Genomic DNA, 21,739 nt, shown 5'->3' with positions numbered 1-21,739 from the left:
GAAGGGGGAATTCCTTCCCCCGGGAGCGGCCTTCCCGTCGATCCTTCGCCGGCCCCCGTGCCTGCCGTGGCCTGGCTCACTCCGGGAAACTGACGCGATCCGACAACCTGATCACGGCGGCCCCGGCCTGCTACTGTGCGTAGCCGAACCAGCGCCATGAGTGATCACCAGGAGGGTGCGTGAAGGTCGTCTGCGTCGGTGGCGGGCCCGCCGGCCTGTACCTCTCGATCCTGCTCAAGCGGCAGGACCCGGCCCATGACATCACCGTCCACGAACGCAACCCGCGGGGCTCGACCTACGGCTGGGGCGTCACCTACTGGCGCGGACTGCTCGACGAGCTGCACGCGCACGACCCCGAGTCGGCCCGCGCCCTCGACGCGCACTCCGTCCGCTGGGACGAGGGTGTCGCCCACGTCCGCGACCTGACCACCCGCCACCGCGGCGACCCGGGCTTCGGCATCGGCCGCCACCGGCTCCTGGAGATCCTCGCCGACCGGGCCCTCGCCCTCGGTGTCCGCGTGGAGTACGAGCACGAGGTCGGCCCCGACCGGCTGCCCGACGCCGACCTGGTGGTGGCCGCCGACGGCGTCCGCAGCGCCCTGCGCACCCGGTACGCCGACCACTTCGGCACGGAGGTCGCAGCAGGCCGCAACTTCTACGTCTGGCTCGGCACCACCAAGGTCTTCGACTCCTTCACCTTCGCCTTCGTCGAGACCGAGCACGGCTGGATCTGGTGCTACGGCTATCCCTTCGACGGCGAACGCAGCACCTGTGTCGTCGAGTGCGCCCCCGAGACCTGGACCGGCCTCGGCCTGGACCGCGCGGGGGAGGCCGACGGGCTGACCCTGCTGGAGCGGCTCTTCGCCGTCGCCCTGGACGGCCACCGGCTCATCGGCCGCTCGTCGGCCCGGGCCGGCGCCTCCTGGCTCAACTTCCGCACCGTCACCAACCGCACCTGGTACCGCGACAACCTCGTCCTCGTCGGCGACGCCGCCCACACCACGCACTACTCCATCGGCGCCGGCACCACGCTCGCCCTGCAGGACGCCATCGCGCTGGCGGCCGCCCTGCGCGAGCAGCCCACCCTCCCGCAGGCCCTCGCCCACTACGAGCGGGAACGCAGCTCCGCCCTGCTGCCCGCGCAGAGCGCCGCCCGCCACAGCGCCCAGTGGTACGAGAACCTGCCGCGCTACATCCACCTGCCGCCCGAGCGCATGTTCGCCCTGCTGGGCCAGCGGCACTCGCCCCTGCTGCCGTACGTACCGCCGCAGCTGTACTACCGGCTGGACCGCGCGGCCGGACAGGTCCAGGCGCTGCGCAGATTGAAGCGCTGGCTGGGCCCGAGGCTCGCTCGCACGGCACAGTCCCGGACACTGAAGTAGCCGCGCTCAGCCGCCCAGCAGCCCGCGCACGAAGGCGGTGCTGAACACGTGGTGCGGGTCGAGCCGGTCCGGAGCGCCGGCCGCCCGCCTCCACACGCCGTCCCCGAACGAGGCGGGCACCGCCGTGGCGAAGACGTCCTCGTCGAGCCGCGGCCGGTCCAGGGGCGCCGGGCTCGTCGGTCATCGCGTCGGTCACGCGCTCACGTCAGGGGCGGCTCGCCCGGATTCCGTCCGCCTGCCGCGGTCGCTCACTCGTGTGAGTGATGGATGCCCAGGGTCCGGTCCGTGGCGGCCGCTGCGGCGCACGCCGGTGACGGATGACAGACTGACGTCCATGGAAGAGCGTGAATTCGGCAGGTCGGGTCAGCATGCGTCGGTCGTCGGTCTCGGCACCTGGCAACTGGGCGCCGACTGGGGAGACGTGGACGACAAGGAAGCCCTCGCGGTACTGGAGGCGGCGGCCGAGTCGGGGGTGACCTTCTTCGACACCGCCGACGTCTACGGCGACGGGCGCAGCGAGCAGACCATCGCGACGTTCCTGAGCAGCCGGCCGGACCTGCATGTGCTGGTCGCCACCAAGATGGGCCGCCGGGTGGAGCAGATCCCCGCGAACTACGTCCTGGACAACTTCCGCGCCTGGAACGACCGGTCCCGGCGCAACCTCGGCGTGGACCGCATCGACCTGGTGCAGCTGCACTGCCCGCCGACGCCCGTGTACTCCTCCGACGAGGTCTTCGACGCCCTCGACACCCTCGTCGAGGAGGAGCGCATTGCCGCGTACGGCGTCAGCGTGGAGACCTGCGCGGAGGCGCTGACCGCGATCGCCCGGCCCAACGTGGCGAGCGTGCAGATCATCCTCAACCCGTTCCGGATGAAGCCGCTGCGCGAGGTGCTGCCCGCCGCCCGTGAGGCCGGCGTCGGCATCATCGCCCGGGTACCGCTGGCCTCGGGCCTGCTGTCCGGCAAGTACACCAAGGACACCGTCTTCCCTCAGAACGACCACCGCACCTACAACCGGCACGGCGAGGCGTTCGACCAGGGCGAGACCTTCTCCGGGGTCGACTACGCCACCGGCGTCGAGGCCGCCGCCGAGTTCTCCGCGCTCGCTCCCGAGGAGTACACCCCGGCTCAGCTCGCCCTGCGCTGGATCATCCAGCAGTCCGGCGTCACCACCGTGATCCCCGGCGCCCGCAACGCGGAGCAGGCCCGCGCCAACGCGGCCGCCGCCGCCCTGCCCGCCCTGCCCGGCGCCACGCTCGCCGCGATCCAGGACCTGTACACCACGCGGATCAAGGACCAGGTGGAGACGCGCTGGTAACAGCGCTGCTCGCGGGGAACCCGGTTGGGAAGAACGTTTTGGCCCTTCTCAACCGGGAGGAACCGTGTCGACCGCGGCAAGCAGTGTGCAAAGGCCCAGAGGGCGCAACGAGACCGAGGAGGAGCGGGCCGACCGCATGTGGGGCGAGCTCATCCAGGAGGTCCGTGTCGCGCAGATGGGCGTCCAGATCCTGTTCGGTTTCCTGCTGACCGTCGTCTTCACCCCCACCTTCTCGGACCTGTCGGACATGGACCGGCGGCTGTACATCGTGACCGTGGTCATCGGCGCCGCGGCCACCGGCGCGCTGATAGGGCCGGTGTCGCTGCACCGCCTGGTGTCCGGCCGCCGCGTGAAGCCGCAGGCGGTGACCTGGGCCTCCCGGCTCACCCTGGTGGGCCTGCTCCTGCTGCTCGCCACCATGATCTGCGCGCTGCTGCTGATCCTGCGCGTGGCGACCCACGACCCCTACGTGCCGTACATCGTGGCGGGGGTCGTCATCTGGTACGTACTGTGCTGGTTCGTGCTGCCGATATGGACCCGGCGTCGCTATACGAGTCAGTAGCGGGCCGGAGCGTCCAGCTGCCGGTCGTGGAACCGGCTGAGCAGGAGCAGCGAGGCGGTGGCGCCGATCAGGGCGCAGAACATGTCCCACTGCGTGTCCCACACGTCGCCCTGCGTGGCCAGGAAATCGTCCGCCGCCTCGCCTCCGATCACTGCCGCCGCCCACTCCAGCATCTCGAAGACCGCACTGAAGGCCAGGCACGCGCACACGGTCAGCGGCGCCAGCCAGCGGCTGCCGCGCAGCGGTGAGGTGCGCACGAGCAACTCCCGCACGAGGACGGCGGGGACGAAGCCCTGCACGAGGTGACCGAAGCGGTCGTAGGGATTGCGGTCCAGAGCGAAGGTGTCGCGCACCCAGTCGCCCAGGGGGACCTGCGCGTACGTGTAGTGACCGCCCACCACCAGGACCAGCGCGTGCGCGGCCAGCAGGCAGCACAGCAGGCCGGTCATCGGGAACCGCCGCCAGGTCAGGAACAGCAGGGGCAGTCCGACGATCACCCAGACCGTCTCCAGGAACCAGGTCGCCCGGTCGTGCGGTTCCCAGGCGGAGAGCGCCAGCGCCGCGACCACCAGCCCGGCGAGCAGCAGGGGCAGTAGCCGGCCGGAGCGGGCGACGGACGGTGGGACCGGTCGTGGGGCGGGGCCGACAGCGGACATGGGCGCACTCCTCTTCGTGGGAGCCCCATCGTGGCGGCGGCCGCGCGACCGGGACATGAGTACGGCTACTCAACTCCCGCCACGCGCACCGGGTATCCGTACGGCCGCGTGGCGCGCGGCGCCGGCTCAGCCCGCGTCGGAGATGACCTCGGCGAGGAAGTCGTCCACCTGGATCCGCTCCTGCCCCGGCGCCACGACGTCGTACGTCTGGCGCAGGAACGACTCGACGGCCGGGGCCCAGGCGTACACCACCGCATGATGGCGCTCCCCGTCGGACCGGGCGTCGCCGAAGAACTCCATGCGCAGCTCGTCCCACACGCCCGTCGACACGGGGCAGAACCGCACGTCACCCGTGCCCACCGGGCGCCGCAGGCCGTCGAGGATCATCTCGCGGTCCAGCCGCCACCGGGCCAGGACATGGCCGTCGTGGCTGAACACCGCGGTGACGGCGAACGGGTCGTCGGCCTCGTAGCTGAGGTGGGCGAGCACGGGGAAGCGGTCCGTGGCGCCCGCCTGGAGCTGCATGACCAAGGTCTTGTGCACATTGGCGTTCACGAGAGGGCCTCCGAGGAGAACGGTCGTAGAGACCTCTAGTACCCCCGTCGTGCGGGTGATGCTCAGTCCTTGGGGTGATTCTCCGGCGCCCCGGCCGGGTCCTGTTGTTCGACGCGTCAGCCGAAGGCGTCGCGCAGGGCCGGCAGCAGGGTCTTCGCCGACCAGTCCAGGTACTCCGGCTGCGCGTCGCCGCCGATCTGCACCAGGGCGATCTCCGTGAACCCGGCCTCGGCGTACGGGCGTACCGCGGCGACGAAGTCGTCCGGGTCGTCACCGCACGGGATCGACTCGGCGACGTCGTCCGGCGAGACGAACTGGGTGGCCGACTCGAAGGAATCCGGGTGCGGCAGCTCGGAGTTGACCTTCCAGCCGTTGCCGAACCAGCGGAACTGCGCGTGCGCCCGCTTCACCGCCGCGTCGCGGTCGGTGTCGTGGCAGACCGGCAACTGGCCCACGCGCGGCTTGCCCGCGCCGCCGTGCTGGTCGAAGGCTTCCAGCAGGCCCCGCTTCGGTTCGGTGGCGATGACGAGGTCGGCGAGCCGGCCGGCCAGCGCGCAGGAACGTTCGCCGGAGACGGCGATGCCGATCTGCGGCGGCTCGTCGGGCAGGTCCCACAGCCGGGCCGACTCCACGTCGAAGTGCGTGCCTCGGTGGTTCACATGACCGCCCGCGAACAGCGCCCGGATGATCTCGACCGCTTCCTCCAGCATCTCGTGCCGCACGTCGACGGACGGCCAGCCGCCGCCGACGACATGCTCGTTGAGGTTCTCGCCCGATCCCAGACCCAGCCGGAAGCGGCCCTGGGACAGCAGTTGCATGGTCGCCGCCTTCTGCGCCACCACCGCCGGGTGGTAGCGGAAGGTCGGGCAGGTCACGTAGGTCATCAGCGGGATGCGCTCCGTCGCCTGAGCCGCCGCCCCCAGCACACTCCACGCGTACGGCGAGTGACCCTGCGAACGCAGCCACGGAGAGTAGTGGTCCGAGGTCACGGAGAAGTCGAACCCCGCTTCCTCGGCCCGCACCACATGGTCCACCAGGTCGCGGGGCCCGGCCTGTTCGGTCATCATCGTGTATCCGATTCGCACCATAGGGGGCGAGTTTCCGGGAGGGGCGAGCGGAAACGGCACGGCTGCGGACGAGGGGATCGGCGGCCGCCCGGCCGTCAGCTGTCGGCCGGGCGGAAGGTGCGCAGGAAGACGTCCAGGGCCTCGCGGTTCGCCGGGACGTCCCATTCCGCGGCCGGGGTGGTCCAGCGCAGTGAGTAGCCGCGCCCACCGCCGATGAGAAAGCCCCGGCCCAGCGTGCGCACCTGGCTGCCGTCGACGTCGGCGACCCACTCCATGTCGGCGGCGGCGCGGCCCCGGAACGTCGTCGCGCGGATGTCGCCGAGCCGCCGGTAGCCGTCAGTGGCCTGCTTCAACCCCGGTTCCACGGTGTCGCGCCAGACGGTGACCGGATCGGACCCGACGCGCTCGCTGTACGTCACCGCCAGCGTGCGCGGGTCGCCGGGCGCCCCGAGCACCACGCGGTAGGCCTGGTCGGATGCCCGCCTGGTGCTCAAGGGCTCCCAGTCGGCGGGCAGGGCCACGGAGAAACCCTCGGCGGAGCGGAAGGTGCGGAAGCTCTCCGGCAGGGCGGGGACCGACGGGGACGGGGCGGCGCTGGTCGTCGGGTCGGCCGGGGTGGCCGGGGCCGCGCCGGCCGGCGGGCCGCCCGGGCTGCTCGGAGCCGGTGGTGGGGGAGTGGGCGCCGCAGTGGGCGGGCGGTCCGGATCCGGCGTGGCGGCGGAGGCCGACGGGCGGGGAGCGGCGCCGGACGCGGACGTGCTCGTACCGGGCAGCTCGCGGGTCACGGCGAGGACCGCGACCGCGACGGTGACCACCGCGAGCGACGTCCCCGCGATCACGGTTCGTCTGCTCCACCCCGGGTCGGTGGCGTGCAGGGCGGTGGCGTAGGCACGGCGCAGCCGGGGGGCCGGCGCCGCAGGCGGCGCCGCTCCGGGGTCCTCGCCGACCATCCGGGTGAGCGCCTCGCGCACCACGGGCCGGGTCAGCCGCTCCCGGCAGTCCTTGCGCAACAGGCCCTGGACGACCTGGGTGAGCGGCCCGGCCCGCACCGGGGTGCGCAGCGGAAGCCGGTCCACGCCCTTCAGGGTCGTCTCGGGCCGGTCCCGGTCGCGGAACGGCGGACGCCCCTCGACCAGGGTGTAGAGGATCGCGCCCAGCGCCCACAGATCGGCGGCGGGACCGATGCGCTCGTCCCGGGCCTGCTCGGGCGAGGCGAACGACAGGGCCGTGAGCCGGGGGGCCAGGGTCGCGCCCGCCAGACCGAAGCCCGCCACCACGGCGGGACCCTCCTCACGGACGAAGACCTGGCCGGGGCTCAGCTCGCCGTGCGTGATGCCCTCGCCGTGCGCGGCGTCGAGCACGTCGAGCAGCTCCAGCCCGATGCGGGCCGTCCGCACGTAGTTGAACGAGCCGTGCTCGGCAAGGACTTCCCCGAGCGGCGTGCCGCCGATCCACTCGGTGACCGTCCACAGCCCGCCCTCCTCCGCGATCGCGTCGACGACGATCGCGACCCTGCCGGGGCGCAGCCGAGCCATGGTCTCCGACGTGCGCACGACGCGGCCGACCGTCCGGCGTGCGGCGTCCCCGTCCGGCTCGCCCGGCAGCCCGACCCGGGTCAGCAGACAAGGGCGCCCGGACTCGACGTCCTCCCCGTACCAGCAGACGCGGTTCGTCTCGTGGTGGAGGGGCTGGAGGAGCCGGTACCGGCCGGCGACCCACCCGTGTGCGGAGACGTGCGTCTTGCTCATGGTCATCCCTCGCTGAACGCCTGGCTCTCACCTTTCCCAGAGGTACGCGGAGCGCCACGGAGTGTGTTCAACGAGGGCGCGCACATTCACACGGAATCCGCAGTTTTGACGTTCCGTCAGTGCGGCGCGCCGCGCGGATCACGTACGGCGTGCTCGGAGCGACGGCGTGCTCAGTGCTGCTGGGCCTTGTGCGGCGTCGCCTCGCTCGGCCGCACGACGACGTACCCCTGGCCCTGCAGCACGAGTTGCACGGCCTCGCCCGAACCGCCGCGCAGCATCGAGCCGATGGACTGCGAGCGGTGCAGCGACGTCTGCAGCGCGGCGGTCCAGCCGACCACCGCGTCCGTGTCGACGTACACCGGGTACTGCGGCGACACCGGGATCACCAGCGGGTTGCCTTCGCAGACCAGGCCGAGCCTGCCCTGGCCGCTGAAGACGCTGTTGAACAGTCCGCCGCCGGTGATGCCCGCGCCCTTCACCGTGGCGATGCGGTACGACAACGAGGCGTCGAAACACAGGACGTTGCGGCCGTTGACGGTGAACTCGTCGCCCGCCTCGACGTCGACGACGAAGCAGTTCTGCGCCTCGTGCGCGAACCAGGCCTCGCCCTGGCCGCGCACCGTCATGAGGGGCAGCCCCTCGCCGGTCACCGCGCGCTTGAGCATCCCGCCCACGCCCTGGCCCTTGCGCTCGAACGCGAGGTTGCCGCGGTAGGCGATCATCGCGCCCTGCCGGGCCAGCATCTCGCCGTTGACCGCGTACCTGATGCACTTGGCGTTCTCGACGGTCATGCCCGGCGCCTGCGCGGGCTGGACCATGTGCTCGCTGGAAAAGAGGTCACCCTTCATGCGGGCATCCTGTCCGGTGTATGCCGTTCTGCCAACATCGCCTGCCGAACTGCGGGCCGCGGGCCGCTTCGGCGCCGCTCATCCGCCGCCGAACAGCTGCGTCCAGTACGTTCCCGCCCGGCCGCCGCCGGTGAAGCCGATGCCGATGCGTGTGAAGCCGGGCTTGAGGATGTTGGCGCGATGGCCGGGGCTGTTCATCCAGCCGGTGACGACCTCGGCCGGGGAGCGCTGGCCGCAGGCGATGTTCTCGCCGATCGAGTGGTGGGTGGAGCCCGCGGCGGCGGCCCGGTCCCAGGGCCGGCTGCCGCCCGGCGCGGTGTGCGAGTAGAAGTCGCGGGCCACCATGTCGTCGCTGTGCGCCTGCGCGGCCCTGGTCAGCGCTGCGTCGGAGGCCAGGGGCGGCAGACCGGCGCGGGTGCGTTCGTGGTTGGTGAGCTCGATGACGTCGGCTGCGGTGCGGGTCAGTTCGGCCGGGGTGAGCGGTCTGGCCCACAGTGCGGTCCAGTACGTCTGGCCGGAGCGTCCGCCGCCCGCGTGGGCGAGTCCGGCGTGGGTGAAGGCGGGGTCGAGCACGGTGCGGCCCCTGCCGTCCGTGCGCAGGCAGTAGTCGATGAACTCGGCGGGCGTGCGCGGCCCGGAGACCAGGTGCTCGCCGATGGTGATGTACGCGTACCCGGCGGCGGTCACGCGCTGGTGGACGGAGACGCCGTCCCGGCCCTCCACGCCGAGCCGGCCCGCGGCGGCCATGGCGGAGGCGTGGCCCTGGGCGGCGCTGACGAGGCGGGCGTCCAGGGAGACGGGTGGGGAACCGGCGCGGGCGCGGGCCGAGTTGACGAGCGCGAGGTGGCCGTGGGGGTCGGGGACGGACACTGCGTGGGGCGGCGCGGTGGGGCGGGCGCGGTGCACCGGGCCGTTCGTGGTGGCGGGGCGCGCGGGGTGCACCGGGCCGTCGTTCGCAGTCGTCGGGGAGGCCGCCGGGGACGCCGGTCCGGTCCTGGCCGTGGGGGCGCCGCTCGCCGGGCCGGCGGGCCGCGTGCCGTCGTCCAGGACGTCCACGCCGAAGTCGCGGGCCACGCCCGCCAGTCCGTCGGCGTAGCCCTGCCCGAGGGCGCGCACCTTCCAGTCCGCGCCGCGCCGGTACAGCTCGGCGAGCAGCAGGACCGTCTCCTGCCCGGGGCGCGGGGGAGTGAAGCGGGCCAGGTGGCGACCGTCCGGACGGGTGACGAACAGCGTGGGGACGGGCAGCCGGCCCAGTGACGTGCCGGGGTCGGCGGAACTGACGACGACCGTGACGCGGGTGGCCCCGGCGCGCAGTCGCGGTGGGTCGACGGTGAGCGTGTCGCCGCGCAGCACGGCTCCCGGGGCGGACGGCTGGTTGTAGAACACGAAGTCGCCGTCGCCGCGGACCTTGCCGCTGTCGTCGGTGATCAACGCGGACACGTCATAGGGCCCCGGAACCCGCACGGTCACGGCGCCGCCCGGCAGCGCCAGATTGCCGCCGGGGACCAACTCGCCCATGGTGCCCCCCTGCTGGTGTCCGTCGCGGTCAGAGGTTCGGGGTGCTGACCTGACAACGCGCGCCGGCGCGCCCCGGTTCCCGGCGGCGTCCCCGCCATGAAGCCGCTCCGCGCCTCACGTCCACTGCTTCTCCACCTCGTCGGCAACCCTGAACACGGCGTCGCAGGAGGGGCAGCGCCCCTGGCCGAACACCAGCGTCAGCGCCGCGGCCACCGCGCTCTGACCGGCCTCGGCCGCTTCCCGGTACAGCCGCGCCCCGATCCCGTCGAGCTGCTCCGGGCGCGCGGGCGTCAGCTCGGCGCGTGCCTGCTCGCCCCGCGCGCCCGGGCCGGTCACGTAGTCACCCGCCGACACGAAGGTCCCGTGCGAGCCGAAGGCCGCGAACAGCCCGTCCTCGCACGCGGGGCAGTCCAGCTCGTACTCCTCCCCGCTGACCCCTTCCAACGCGTCCCACCACACCTCGACGCCCTCGAAGGCGAGGAGCGACTGCAACAGCTCGACGAACTCGTTCCGTTCGCGGTCCCGGACGTCCAGCATCGAGCGCGTGACACCGCGCAGCGCCTCGATCTCGAGGGCGTACCGTTCCCGGTGGTCCTCGTCCGCGTCGCCGACGATCGCCCCGGCCATGAGGACGGCCTGCCGGGGATCGCCCGCCGCCGCGCCCCGGGCGATGTCCGTGAGCCGGGGCAGGGCGGCCCAGCTCGCGCCGTAGACCGATCCCTGGTGGCACAGGGCCGACCACAACTCGTTCCACACCTGCTCGTCCTCGGGGCCGCCGAGCCGTGCGAACAGACCGGGAATGTCGGCGGCGCTGCCGTAGGCATGGGTCAGCTCGTGCCAGTCGATCGTCGTCATGACGACGATTGTGCCGTGCGGCACCGACAACGGGTGCGGCCGTCTCTCCGCATCCCGTGACGCCTTCGATCTGCCGCCAATTCTCACCCCGGTACGGGAATCGACGGCAGCGACAGAACCGGCCGGCGGACGATCAACCCCGCAGTGTCCGGGCCCAGTCGGCCGGCACCCGTCCGGTCGGCCCCGGCGACGGCTGGTCGGCCGGATGGCTCACCGGTGGCTCCAGCTCGGGTCCGGCCTCGTACATCTCGTTCGTGGCGAAGTTGTAGAACCACCGCTCACCCGGCTCGAAGCTCCGCATCACCGGATGCCCCGTGGCCTCGTAGTGCGCCGAGGCGTGCTTGGCGGGCGAGGAGTCGCAGCAGCCGATGTGCCCGCACTGGGCGCAGCGCCGCAGGTGGAACCACCACCCGCCGACGTCGTCGCACTCCACGCACCCGGTGCCGCTGGGCGGGACGCTCGGGTCGATGCCGCTGATGTCACTGGTCATGCCGACTCCTCGGGGGCCGTCTCGTCCTCGCCGGTGGTGAGTGGAAGGAGTACCTGGAAGCGGGTGTCGCCCGGCACGGACTCGACCTGGAGGCTCCCGTGGTGCTTGTTGACCACGATGCGCCAGGAGATGTCCAGGCCGAGCCCGGTGCCCTCGCCCACCGGCTTGGTGGTGAAGAAGGGGTCGAAGATACGGTCCCGGATCTCCGGCGCCACCCCGGGACCCGTGTCGCGGAACTCCACCAGCAGCCGGTCGTGGTCCAGACCCGTGCGCACGGTCAACGTCCCTTCGCCGCCGTCGCCGTTGATCGCGGAGACCGCGTTGTCGATCAGGTTGGTCCACACCTGGTTGAGCTCCGCCGGGTAGGCGGGGATCTTCGGGAGCGTGCGGTCGTAGTCCTTGACGACCTCGATCCGCCGCCCGATCTTGCCCGACAGCATCAGCAGGGTGCTGTCGAGCAGTTCGTGCACGTCGGCCATCCGGTAGGGGGCGCGGTCGAGCTGCGAGTACTGCTTCGCCGCGTCCACCAGCTGCGAGATCCGGGTCGTGGAGTCCTGGATCTCGTCCATCAGCAGCTCGGTCTCGACCGTGTAGTTGAGCCACCCGATCGCGCCCGGCAGCACCTCCTCGTCGACGGCCGCCGCGACCTGGTCCAGCCAGTCCAGGTCCAGCCCGGCCTGCACGAAGGTGGGCGCGAGCCGCCAGCCGTCGGGGATGCCGTGGTCGTCCAGCCAGTCGCTGACGGCGTCCTCGCGGTCCGAGGCCTCCAGCGGGCTCAGCGCGGGCGCCTTGGCGACGCGTTCGGCGGTGCGTTCCTGGATCTCGATCAGGCTGGCCAGCGCCTCGCGCGGATACGGGCCCGCGGAGATGACGCTGAGCTTGTGCCGCATCTTCGCCACCCGCTCACGCAGCGAGGACGTCGCCCGCACGGCCGCCGCCGCGGGGTTGTTCAGCTCGTGCGTGAGCCCGGCCGACAACGAGCCGAGCGCCAGCAGCCGCTCGCGCTGGCCGATCATCCGCTGGGTGTTCTTCGAACCGAAGAACAGCCCTTCCAGCAGGTGGACCGCCATCGGGAACCATTCCCGCATGATGCTCGCGAACGTGTCGGCGGGCACCACGAAGAAACGGGTCGGCTCGGTCACCCGCATCGAATTGGTGTAGACCTGCCGGACCCGGTCGCCGATGTACGCCTGCATGGCCCCGGCGTACACCCCGCGCTGCGAGGTCCTGGTGACCTCCACGTCGTCGGTGCCGACCCGCCGGTACAGCACGACCGTGCCGTCGAGCATCACGTAGAAGCAGGTGGCGGGATCGCCCTCGGTGTACACCGGACCGGGCTCGAACAGCTCCACCCGCCCTTCGGCGCACAGCCGGCCGAGTTGCTCGGGCGACAGCTTCTCGAACAGGAAGAGAGTGCCGATCTCCTCGGGGTCGCACTGCATCGGCCGACCGCTCATGACTGCTCCAGGTACCGGTGGACGAGCATGACGGCCATGGCTCCCTCGCCGACGGCGGACGCGACCCGCTTGGCGGACTCGGCGCGCGCGTCGCCCGCCACGAACACGCCAGGGACGTTGGTCTCCAGATGGTACGGCGGCCGGTCCAGCTCCCAGCCCGCGGGTGGCCGCCCGTCGGGCGTGAGGTCGGGCCCGGCCAGGATGAAACCGCGCTCGTCGCGCAGCACCGTGCCGTCCAGCCACTCGGTCAGCGGGGCCGCGCCGATGAACACGAACAGCCACTGCGCGTCAACGAGTTCGGTGTGGCCCGTCGCCGCGTCGCGCAGCGTCAGCTGCTCCAGGTGGTCGGAGCCGTGCGCGGCCTCGACGACCGTGCCGCAGCGCACCGAGATGTTCGGCGCCTGCTCGATCTGCTGGACGAGGTAGTACGACATCGACGCGGCCAGCGACGGGCCGCGCACCAGCAGCGTCACCGACTTGGCACCCCGGGCCAGGTACATCGCCGCCTGCCCCGCGGAGTTGGCGCCGCCCACGATGTACACGTCGTGGCCCTGGCAGGCCGACGCCTCGGTCAGCGACGAGCCGTAGTACACCCCGCAGCCGTTCAACTCGTCGCATCCCTGGGCCGCCAGCTGCCGGTACTGCACACCGGTCGCCAGGATCACGCTGTGCGCGGCGATCGCCGAGCCGTCCGAGAACCGTACGACCCGCGCCGCCCCGTTGATCTCCAGGCCCGTCACCTCGCGCGCGGTGAGGACCTCCGCGCCGAACTTCGTGGCCTGCCGTCGGGCCCGGTCCGTGAGCTGCGCGCCCGACACGCCGTCCGGGAAGCCCAGGTAGTTCTCGATCCGGGAGCTCTGCCCGGCCTGCCCGCCGGTCGCCGACCGCTCCACGAGCACCGTCCGCAGCCCCTCCGACGCCCCGTACACGGCGGCGCCGAGCCCGGCCGGGCCGCCACCGATGACGACCAGGTCGTAGAAGTCGGCGGTCGGCTGCGTCGCCAGCCCCACGTGGGCGGCGAGTTCGGGAGCGTCCGGTTCGACCAGGGGCGTCCCGTCCGGCGTGATCACCAGCGGCAGCCGCTGCCCGTCCGCCCCGGCGGCGTCCAGCAGCCGCCGGCCCTCGGGCTCGTCGGCCGAGTACCAGCGGTACGGCACCTGGTTGCGGGCCAGGAACTCCCGGACGTCGGTCGAGCGCGCCGACCAGCGGTGCCCGACGACCTTCGTGCTGGGCACGGGCCGGTAGTCGCTGCGCCGCCACGTGTCCAGCAGGTCGTCGAGGACCGGGTACAGCTTCTCCTCGGGCGGGTCCCAGGGCTTGAGGAGGTAGTGGTCGAGATCGACGACGTTGATCGCGTCGATCGCCGCGTTGGTGTCCGCGTAGGCGGTCAGCAGCACCCGTCGCGCGCCCGGATACACGTCCAGGGCCTGCTCCAGGAACTCGATGCCGTTCATCTGCGGCATGCGGTAGTCGGCGAGGATCACCGCCACCAGGTCGCCGCGCAGCTTCAGCTCGCGCAGCGCCTGCAGCGCGGACTCGCCGGACTCCGCGCGCACGACGCGGTACGACGCGCCGTAGCGCCGCCTGAGATCCCGTGCGACGGCACGGGAGACTCCGGGATCGTCGTCCACGGTCAAGATGACGGTCCGCGCCGAATCGGCGGCCTGTGCCATACCTCTCCCACCCCGAGTGGTTGTTGTCGCGGCCCGGCGGCCCCTCGTCACCGCGCCGACTGGGCCATCGTATGTTCGATCGCCGCTGCGCGCCCACGGAAGGCCCGGGCGCGGCCCGCTCACCTCGCCGAAGGGCGATACGCGGGCCGGCCCGCTCAGTGGCGGCGGGAGCGCAGGACGCAGAACTCGTTGCCCTCCGGATCCGCGAGCACCACCCACGTCTGCTCGCCCTGGCCGACGTCCGCGGACCGCGCCCCGAGGGCGAGGAGACGGGTCACCTCGGCCTCCTGGTCGTCGGGGCGGAAGTCCAGGTGGAGGCGGTTCTTCACGGACTTGCCCTCCGGCACCGGCGTGAACAGCAGTCCCGGCAGTCCGTCCGCCGCGGGCCGGATCTCGTACTCCTCGGCCGATTCGTTGATCACCACCCAGCCGAGCGCCTCCGCCCACCAGTTCCCGAGGGCGACCGGATCGGCGGCGTCCACCACTACTTGCTCCCATGTGAGGCTCATGCCCGCAGCGTAGGGAAGACTGAGCGTGACGGATGTGAACGCGACGCAAGGAGACAGCCGGATGACGCGCCCGATCACCGCAGGGGTGGACGGATCGGAGGAGAGCCTCGCGGCGCTGGCCTGGGCGGGGCGCGAGGCCGTCCGGCGCGGCCTGCCGCTGCACGCGGTGCACGCCTGGCGGTACGAGCCGCACGAGGCCGTCGAGGGCGATCGGGACACGCAGGCGGGGTGGGTGCGGGACGCCGTGGACGCCGGCGTGCGAACCGTCAGCGGGCGCCACGCGGGCCTGGAGGTCAGCACTGACGTCGTCGAGGGCGACGCCGTGGACGTCCTGGCCGCCGCGGCGGCCGAGTCGGACATGCTGGTGCTGGGCTCGCGCGGGCACGGCAGGGTCGTGGGCTTCCTGCTCGGCTCGGTGGGGCAGCAGGTGATCGCCGGGACGACGCGCCCGGTCGTCCTGGTGCGGTCCGGGGACCGCGCCACGGCCGAGGTGGACGGCCGCGAGATCGTCGTGGGCCAGGAGGGCAGCCCGGAGGACAGCGCCGCCGCGCTGGGGTTCGCGTTCGAGACGGCCGCCGCGCGCGGGGCGACGGTGCGGGCGGTACGGGCCTGGACGCTGCCGCCGGTGTTCGCCTACAGCCCCGGCTCGCTGAAGCTGCTCGACGAGGCGGGCGGGCCGGAGCCGTACGAGAACAAGGCGCTGGCCGAGGCGTTGCAGCCGTGGCGGGAGCGGTTCCCGGACGTGCCGGTGGTGGAGCACGTGGAGATGGGCAGCGCGGGACAGGTACTGCTGTCGGTGGCCCGGCGCGCCCAGCTGATGGTCGTCGGCCGCCGCGCGCGCCGTACGGCCGTGGGCGCGCGGATCGGCTCGGTGGCGCACGGCGTCCTGCACCACGCGGACTGCCCGGTGGCGGTCGTCCCGCCCGCCTGATCGACACGCGCGGGTGGGGAGGGCGGCGGGGGCGTCCGGGGTGAGCGGAGTGCCCGTGGTCGTCCGGCGGGCCCTGGTGGACCGTGCGGGTGGGGAGGGCGGCGGGGGCGTCCGGGGTGAGCGGAGTGCCCGTGGTCGTCCGGCGGGCCCTGGTGGACCGTGCGGGTGGGGAGGGCGGCGGGGGCGTCCGGGGTGAGCGGAGTGCCCGCGGTCGTCCGGCGGGCCCTGGTGGACCGTGCGGGTGGGGAGGGCGGCGGGGGCGTCCGGGGTGAGCGGAGTGCCCGCGGTCGTCCGGCGGGCCCTGGTGGACCGTGCGGGTGGGGAGGGCGGCGGGGGCGTCCGGGGTGAGCGGAGTGCCCGCGGTCGTCCGGCGGGCCCTGGTGGACCGTGCGGGTGGGGAGGGCGGCGGGGGCGTCCCGGGTGCGCGGAGTGCTCGGTGCCTGAGCTCACCCCCGCGGGCGCGGCCGGCGGCCGGGGCGTCGTGGGTCACTCCGGCGGCGGGGCCTCCATACTCTTCCGCGCCCGCGGAAGGATGTTCTCGACGTAGTCCTTGACGGCCGTGTCGAGGCCGATGTCGTGCTGGGCCCGCTCGGACAGGTACCAGCGGTGCTCGAGGAGCTGGTGGTAGATCTCGGCCGGGTCCATCGCGCCGCGCAGGTCGGGCGGCACGGCGCGCACGGTGGGGCGGAACACCTCCCGCACCCAGCGGTGGGCGAGGACCTCCGGGCGGGCGGTCAGGGGATCGCCCGGCGCGTAGTCGTCCTGGGTGGCCATCCAGCTCTCCAGGTCGTTCAGCAGCCGGCGGGCCTGGTTCTCCTCGGTGTCCAGCCCGGTCAGCCGCAGCAGCTGCCGCTGGTGGTGGCCCGCGTCGACCACCTTCGGCACGAAGGTGACCGTGTCGCCGTTCGAGGAGTGCTCGATCTGCATCTCGGCCACGTCGAAGCCGAGGTCGTTCAGGCGGCGTATCCGGCGCTCTATGTAGTGGTACTTGCCCGCCGGATAGACCGAGGTGCGGGTCAGCTCCTGCCACAGGGAGCGGTAGCGGGCGCAGATCTCCGTGCCGAACTCGATCGGGTCGACCGACGGGTGCAGCGCGCCGGACGCCTCCAGGTCGAGCAGCTCGCCGCTGATGTTGACGCGGGCCAGGTCGAGGTCGTAGTCGCGCTGGCCGTCGCTGAGCCTCGGGTGCAGCTCGCCGGTCTCCGCGTCGACGAGGTACGCGGCGTACGCGCCGGCGTCCCGGCGGAAGAGCGTGTTGGACAGCGAGCAGTCGCCCCACGCGAACCCGGTCAGGTGCAGCCGCACCAGCAGCACCGCCAGCGCGTCCATCAGTCGGTGCATGGTCGCCGGGCGCATGGTCGTCTCGAACATCGACCGGTACGGCATCGAGCCGCCCAGGTGCCGGGTGATCAGCACCGGCTCCAGCGGGTCGCCGTCCGCGTCGGTGCGGCCGGTGACCACGGCGAGGGCGTCCACCGCGGGGATGCCGAGCCGGTCCAGGTCGCGCAGCAGCTCGTACTCGCGCAGGGCGGGCCGCCGGGCGAGCTCCTTGACGGCCACGACCTCCTCCCCGGCGCGGGCGTAGCGCACGACGTGCCGGGAGATGCCGCGGGGCAGGGGCACCAGATGCTCCGGCGGCCACTCCTCGAGCGGCAGATGCCACGGCAGTTCCAGCAGCAGCGCGGGGTGTTCCGGGTTGGTGGCGTTGATCTGCAAGGACATGGCCGGAGCCTAATGGGCGCGTTCCCGTGCCCGGCGCGCGGCGTCCGGCACGGAACCCCGGTGGACCGGACCGTGCCCGGGCAGCAGCACGTCGGCCGACAGCCCTTCGATCAGCTCCAGCGAGGCCAGGGCCCGGGACCGCTCGCGGTGGAACATGTCGGGCAGCAGCTGCGGTCCCTTGAGCCGCGAGGTCGCGTGCCCGCTGACCAGCGCGTCCCCGGAGATCACGATCCCGGCGTCGGGCAGATGGAACGCGCAGTGCCCGTCGGTGTGGCCGGGGGTGTGCACGGGCACCGGACGGCCCGGCAGGTCCAGTGGGCCCGCCGCCGGGAACGGTTCGGGCGAGACGACCGGGATGTGCGCGGTGCCGCCCGACCGGAGCGCGTGCACGGCCCACGGCAGTACACCGGGGCGCCAGCCGTTGCGCAGCACCCCGGCGACGGACACCTGGTGCAGGAACTCCCGTCGCGCGTGCGGCACCTCGGCCGCGTGCAGGTACACCGGCGTGCCGTAGGTGTGACGCAGGTACTCCGCCGAGCCGAGGTGGTCGTTGTGCGCGTGGGTGATCAGCACCGCGGCGACCGCCTCCGGGGCGCTGCCCGTCGCCGCGAGGGAGTCGAGGAGCCCTTGCCGGTCCCCGGGGTATCCGGTGTCGATCAGTGTGACGGCGTCCCCGTCCTTGAGGATCACCCAGTTGGTGTTGCTGCCGTGCACCAGATGGATGCCCTCGGCGACTTGTTGCACATCTGCCCGCATGTTCGTCCCGCTCGGTGAGGTCGGCCCCCGACGGACACAGCAAAGCAGGTCAGGGCACCGGCTTCGCCGGAGGGTCCGCGCGCGTGCCGAGCAGGGGTGGGCGGGGCGGCGGGGACACGGTTCCGCGGGACTGCGCACGCAGGGCGTCAGTTCACCCCGCGTGGGCGGAACTGGATGCTGATCCTCGGCCCGGTCGCCTTGGTGGACTTCGGCACGCAGTGCTCCCAGGTCCGCTGGCAGGAGCCGCCCATCACGATCAGGTCGCCGTGCCCGAGCGGCCGCCGGACGGTCCCGCCGCCCCCGTGCATCGGGCGCAGCAGCAGGTCGCGGGGCGCGCCGACGGAGAGGATCGCGACCATCGTGTCCTCGCGGGCGCCGCGCCCGATCCGGTCGCCGTGCCAGGCGACGCTGTCCCGGCCGTCGCGGTAGTGGCACAGGCCCGCCGTCGCGAACGGTTCGCCCAGTTCGTCGGCGTAGTGCGCGGACAAGGCGTCCCGTGCCTCGGTCAGCACCGGGTGCGGCAGCGGGTCGCCCGCGCCGTAGTACGCCAGCAGTCGCGGTACGTCGACGACGTGGTCGTACATCGTGCGGCGCTCCGCCCGCCACGGCGCCTCGGCCGCCAGGTGTTCGAACAGCGTGTCGGATCCGCTCAGCCATCCCGGCAGCACGTCGATCCAGGCGCCGGAGCCGAGCGGGGTGCGGCGCAACCCGTCGAGCGGGCCGAGCCGGACCTCGTCGGTCTGGTCGAAGAGCGAGCCCTGGAGGTGCATGGTCATGCCCTCAGCGTAACTCGCATTCGAATATGTGTTCCAAGTCGATGTCGGGAGCTCGCGTCCGGTGCGGCGGGATTCAACGGTGCACGACCCTTCTGGATGCATTCCTGTATCGGATACATTCCCGTATCGAACGGGGGTGTCGAACGGAGGGCCGGACATGGAGCGCTCGGCCGGGCGGGTGACCAGGCGCCGTGTCCGCACGCGCGCCAACCTCCTGGACGCCGCCTTCGAGGTGTTCGCGGCCAAGGGGTTCGGGCGCGTGTCGATCGAGGAGGTGTGCGAGGCCGCCGGTTACAGCCGGGGCGCCTTCTACTCGAACTTCGCCAGCCTGGACGAGCTGTTCTTCGCCCTCTACCGGCAGCGGGCCGACCTGATCGCCGAGCAGGTCTCCCGGGCGCTCGCCCAGGACGGACCGGACCTCGACGTGCCCGCCGCCGTCGACCGGGTCACCGAGGTGCTCCTGCTCGACCTCGACTGGCTGCTGGTCAAGACGGACTTCCTGGTGCACGCCGCGCGCCACGCGGCCGTGGCGCAGACCCTGCTGGCGCACCGGGCCCGGCTGCGCGGCGCGATCGCCGAACGGCTCGCCCGCGCGCGGGGCCACACCGCACTGCCCGCCGTGCTCGGCGACGTCGACGCCGCCGCCCACGCGGTCGTCGCCGCCTACGACGGAGTCACCACCCAACTGCTGCTGGACAAGGACGTCGAGCACGCCCGCGCGTGGCTCAAGCAGCTGCTCACCGCCCTGCTGACCGACGGCAGCGGCGCACACCGATGAGTCAGGAAGGGACGATCGCCATGGATGCCGACGTCATCGTCGTCGGAGCGGGCCTGGCCGGACTGGTCGCCGCGCACGAACTCACCAGCCGGGGCCGCCGCGTCGCGCTGGTCGACCAGGAGAACGCCGCCAACCTCGGCGGGCAGGCGTTCTGGTCCTTCGGCGGGCTCTTCCTCGTCGACTCGCCGGAGCAGCGGCGCCTCGGCGTGAAGGACTCCTTCGACCTCGCCTGGAACGACTGGCAGGGCAGCGCCGGGTTCGACCGGCTCGACGACGAGGACTCCTGGGCGGTGCGCTGGGCGCGGGCCTACGTCGAGTTCGCGGCGGGGGAGAAGCGCTCCTGGCTGCAGGGGCACGGCATCACGTTCCTGCCCACGGTCGGCTGGGCGGAGCGCGGCGACCTGCGCGCCCACGGACACGGCAACTCCGTGCCCCGATTCCACATCGCCTGGGGCACCGGCACCGGTGTGGTGGAGCCGTTCGCGCGGTACGCCCGGCAGGCCGCCCGCGACGGGCTGCTGACCTTCCACCACCGCCACCGGGTCGACCACCTCGTGGTCGAGGACGGCGCCGCACGCGGCGTGCGCGGCACGCTCCTGGCCGACGACGACTCCCCGCGCGGCGTCGCCTCCAACCGCGAAGCGGTTGGCGAGTTCGAACTCACCGCCCAGGCCGTGATCGTCACCACCGGCGGCATCGGCGCCAACCACGACATCGTCCGCCGTCACTGGCCCGAACGGCTCGGCACCCCGCCCGCGCAGATGGTCACCGGCGTCCCCGCCTACGTCGACGGCCGCATGCTGGACATCAGCGCCGAGTCCGGCGTACGGCTGGTCAACCGCGACCGCATGTGGCACTACACCGAGGGCCTGCGCAACTGGGACCCGATCTGGCCCGGCCACGGCATCCGCATCCTGCCCGGCCCGTCCTCGATGTGGTTCGACGCCCTCGGCCGCCGCCTGCCCGACCCCTGCCTGCCCGGCTACGACACCCGCAACACGCTGAAGTACCTGCGCACCACCGAGGACATCGCCGGGCACGACCACTCCTGGTTCGTCCTCACCCGGCGCATCGTCGAGAAGGAGTTCGCGCTGTCGGGTTCCGAGCAGAACCCCGACATCACGGCCAAGGACCGCAAGGCGTTCCTGCGTGAACGCGTCCTCGGCAAGGGCGCGCCCGCCCCGGTGGCGGCCTTCCTGCGCAACGGCGCCGACTTCGTGACCGCCCCCACCCTCGAACAACTCGTCGAGAAGATGAACGGCCTGACCGACAAGCCGCTCCTCGACGCCGAGATGATGCGCCGTCAGATCGAGGCGCGGGACGCCCAGATCGCGAACCCCTACAGCAAGGACGCCCAGGTGCAGGGCATCCGCAACGCCCGCCGCTACATCGGCGACCGCCTCGGCCGCGTCGCCACCCCGCACCGCATCCTCGACCCCGCGGCCGGCCCCCTGATCGGCGTCAAGCTGCACGTGCTGACCCGCAAGACGCTCGGCGGCATCCAGACCGACCTCGACTCCCGCGCCCTGGGCGCCGACGGCCGGCCCGTCGAGGGGTTGTACGCGGCGGGGGAGGTCGCCGGCTTCGGCGGGGGCGGCGTGCACGGCTACAACGCGCTGGAGGGCACCTTCCTCGGCGGCTGCCTCTTCTCGGGCCGTGCGGCGGGGCGGGCGGCCGCCCGCCAGACCGGCTGATCCGCACCGAGGGCCTTTCTCGTCAGGACCAGGACTCAGGACTCGGACCGCAGGAGGCGGGCCAGCACGGACGCGTGCCCCTGCTCCAGGTTCTTCGAGGCCGTCACCAGCGTCACCGGGCCCTTGGCCGCCAGCCCGCGCACCCGGTCGAGCAGTTCGGCCGCCTCGGGCTCGGCCAGCTCCGCCTCGTACCGGCGGGCGAACTCCTCGTACGACCCCTCGCCCGCGTGGTACCAGCGGCGCAGCTCGGCGGACGGCGTCAGTCCCTTGGGCCACTCGTCCACGCGGGCCTCGTCCTTCGCCAGGCCGCGCGGCCACAGCCGGTCGATCAGGACGCGCACCCCGTCCTCGGACTGCGGCGGTTCGTAGACTCGGCGGACACGGACACTCATGCGCGATGCCTTTCGGACGGGGGAGAGGTGTGACGGGAGCGTACGCCGGGCG

Annotated in this window: 21 protein-coding genes; 6 read left to right on the top strand and 15 right to left on the bottom strand. The window is 72.8% G+C overall.

Going from position 1 to position 21,739, the window contains the following annotated elements; genetic code table 11:
- Nucleotides 1-179 precede the first annotated feature (179 nt).
- The 3 genes from IPT68_RS03020 (at nucleotide 180) to IPT68_RS03010 (ending at nucleotide 3,262) form a co-directional block, all read left to right on the top strand.
- The gene (locus tag IPT68_RS03020) at nucleotides 180-1,382 is read left to right on the top strand and encodes an FAD-dependent monooxygenase (RefSeq protein ID WP_189700714.1); all 1,203 of its coding nucleotides are present in this window, start codon (nucleotides 180-182) and stop codon (nucleotides 1,380-1,382) included.
- Nucleotides 1,383-1,716: 334 nt separating this feature from the next.
- Nucleotides 1,717-2,700 (top strand): aldo/keto reductase, encoded by a 984-nt coding sequence (locus tag IPT68_RS03015; RefSeq protein WP_189700715.1) that lies wholly within the window; start codon nucleotides 1,717-1,719, stop codon nucleotides 2,698-2,700.
- Between the two features lie 64 nt (nucleotides 2,701-2,764).
- Nucleotides 2,765-3,262, top strand: a complete 498-nt coding sequence (locus IPT68_RS03010) for a DUF6328 family protein (protein WP_189700716.1) — start codon at nucleotides 2,765-2,767, stop codon at nucleotides 3,260-3,262.
- Here the strand turns inward: IPT68_RS03010 and IPT68_RS03005 are convergent.
- From IPT68_RS03005 to IPT68_RS02955, 11 genes are all read right to left on the bottom strand, one after another.
- Complete coding sequence (locus tag IPT68_RS03005; protein WP_189700717.1) at nucleotides 3,256-3,918, bottom strand: DUF2238 domain-containing protein; 663 nt, start codon at nucleotides 3,916-3,918, stop codon at nucleotides 3,256-3,258. The two genes, IPT68_RS03010 and IPT68_RS03005, sit on opposite strands and share 7 nt — an antisense overlap.
- A gap of 126 nt (nucleotides 3,919-4,044) precedes the next feature.
- Nucleotides 4,045-4,473 (bottom strand): SsgA family sporulation/cell division regulator, encoded by a 429-nt coding sequence (locus IPT68_RS03000; RefSeq protein ID WP_189700718.1) that lies wholly within the window; start codon nucleotides 4,471-4,473, stop codon nucleotides 4,045-4,047.
- Nucleotides 4,474-4,589: 116 nt separating this feature from the next.
- On the bottom strand, nucleotides 4,590-5,561 hold the full coding sequence (locus IPT68_RS02995; RefSeq protein ID WP_189700719.1) for an LLM class F420-dependent oxidoreductase: 972 nt from the start codon (nucleotides 5,559-5,561) through the stop codon (nucleotides 4,590-4,592).
- Between the two features lie 74 nt (nucleotides 5,562-5,635).
- Nucleotides 5,636-7,288, bottom strand: a complete 1,653-nt coding sequence (locus tag IPT68_RS02990; protein WP_189700720.1) for a serine/threonine-protein kinase — start codon at nucleotides 7,286-7,288, stop codon at nucleotides 5,636-5,638.
- Between the two features lie 170 nt (nucleotides 7,289-7,458).
- A complete protein-coding gene (locus tag IPT68_RS02985) occupies nucleotides 7,459-8,136 on the bottom strand; it encodes an AIM24 family protein (protein WP_189700721.1) in 678 nt (225 codons plus the stop codon).
- 78 nt (nucleotides 8,137-8,214) lie between these two features.
- Nucleotides 8,215-9,654 (bottom strand): CAP domain-containing protein, encoded by a 1,440-nt coding sequence (locus IPT68_RS02980; RefSeq protein WP_189700722.1) that lies wholly within the window; start codon nucleotides 9,652-9,654, stop codon nucleotides 8,215-8,217.
- Nucleotides 9,655-9,768: 114 nt separating this feature from the next.
- Entirely contained in the window at nucleotides 9,769-10,509 is a 741-nt protein-coding gene (locus tag IPT68_RS02975) for a hypothetical protein (RefSeq protein WP_189700723.1), read from the bottom strand.
- Between the two features lie 133 nt (nucleotides 10,510-10,642).
- Entirely contained in the window at nucleotides 10,643-10,999 is a 357-nt protein-coding gene (locus IPT68_RS02970; protein ID WP_189700724.1) for a UBP-type zinc finger domain-containing protein, read from the bottom strand.
- Nucleotides 10,996-12,456 carry an ATP-binding protein gene (locus IPT68_RS02965; protein ID WP_189700725.1) on the bottom strand — a complete coding sequence of 487 codons (1,461 nt, stop codon included), beginning with the start codon at nucleotides 12,454-12,456 and terminating at the stop codon, nucleotides 10,996-10,998. Before IPT68_RS02965 ends, IPT68_RS02970 begins: the two co-directional genes overlap by 4 nt.
- On the bottom strand, nucleotides 12,453-14,129 hold the full coding sequence (locus IPT68_RS02960; RefSeq protein ID WP_189700726.1) for an FAD-dependent oxidoreductase: 1,677 nt from the start codon (nucleotides 14,127-14,129) through the stop codon (nucleotides 12,453-12,455). The genes IPT68_RS02965 and IPT68_RS02960 overlap by 4 nt, the downstream gene beginning before the upstream one ends.
- Before the next feature lie 155 nt (nucleotides 14,130-14,284).
- Nucleotides 14,285-14,638 carry a VOC family protein gene (locus tag IPT68_RS02955; protein WP_189700727.1) on the bottom strand — a complete coding sequence of 118 codons (354 nt, stop codon included), beginning with the start codon at nucleotides 14,636-14,638 and terminating at the stop codon, nucleotides 14,285-14,287.
- A gap of 61 nt (nucleotides 14,639-14,699) precedes the next feature.
- Here IPT68_RS02955 and IPT68_RS02950 point away from each other — a divergent pair, with 61 nt between their 5' ends.
- The gene (locus tag IPT68_RS02950) at nucleotides 14,700-15,569 is read left to right on the top strand and encodes a universal stress protein (protein WP_189700728.1); all 870 of its coding nucleotides are present in this window, start codon (nucleotides 14,700-14,702) and stop codon (nucleotides 15,567-15,569) included.
- Between the two features lie 486 nt (nucleotides 15,570-16,055).
- Here the strand turns inward: IPT68_RS02950 and IPT68_RS02940 are convergent, their stop codons facing one another.
- The 3 genes from IPT68_RS02940 to IPT68_RS02930 form a co-directional block, all read right to left on the bottom strand.
- The gene (locus IPT68_RS02940; RefSeq protein WP_189700729.1) at nucleotides 16,056-17,291 is read right to left on the bottom strand and encodes a DUF4032 domain-containing protein; all 1,236 of its coding nucleotides are present in this window, start codon (nucleotides 17,289-17,291) and stop codon (nucleotides 16,056-16,058) included.
- A 9-nt stretch (nucleotides 17,292-17,300) separates the two neighbouring features.
- A complete protein-coding gene (locus tag IPT68_RS02935) occupies nucleotides 17,301-18,047 on the bottom strand; it encodes an MBL fold metallo-hydrolase (RefSeq protein ID WP_189700730.1) in 747 nt (248 codons plus the stop codon).
- Between the two features lie 146 nt (nucleotides 18,048-18,193).
- Nucleotides 18,194-18,823 (bottom strand): alpha-ketoglutarate-dependent dioxygenase AlkB, encoded by a 630-nt coding sequence (locus IPT68_RS02930; RefSeq protein WP_189700731.1) that lies wholly within the window; start codon nucleotides 18,821-18,823, stop codon nucleotides 18,194-18,196.
- A 157-nt stretch (nucleotides 18,824-18,980) separates the two neighbouring features.
- Here IPT68_RS02930 and IPT68_RS02925 point away from each other — a divergent pair, with 157 nt between their 5' ends.
- Both IPT68_RS02925 and IPT68_RS02920 read left to right on the top strand, forming a co-directional pair.
- Nucleotides 18,981-19,601, top strand: coding sequence for a TetR/AcrR family transcriptional regulator (locus IPT68_RS02925; protein ID WP_189700732.1), 621 nt, complete (start codon nucleotides 18,981-18,983; stop codon nucleotides 19,599-19,601).
- Between the two features lie 20 nt (nucleotides 19,602-19,621).
- Nucleotides 19,622-21,295, top strand: a complete 1,674-nt coding sequence (locus tag IPT68_RS02920; RefSeq protein WP_189700733.1) for an FAD-binding dehydrogenase — start codon at nucleotides 19,622-19,624, stop codon at nucleotides 21,293-21,295.
- A gap of 35 nt (nucleotides 21,296-21,330) precedes the next feature.
- Here the strand turns inward: IPT68_RS02920 and IPT68_RS02915 are convergent, their stop codons facing one another.
- On the bottom strand, nucleotides 21,331-21,687 hold the full coding sequence (locus tag IPT68_RS02915) for a DUF488 domain-containing protein (protein WP_189700734.1): 357 nt from the start codon (nucleotides 21,685-21,687) through the stop codon (nucleotides 21,331-21,333).
- Nucleotides 21,688-21,739: the final 52 nt, after the last annotated feature.

The sequence above is a fragment of the Streptomyces chromofuscus genome (genome assembly GCF_015160875.1).
Lineage (GTDB): Bacteria > Actinomycetota > Actinomycetes > Streptomycetales > Streptomycetaceae > Streptomyces > Streptomyces chromofuscus.
Note: the sequence above shows the minus strand (reverse complement) of the source record. Positions and strands in the feature narration are given on the sequence as shown.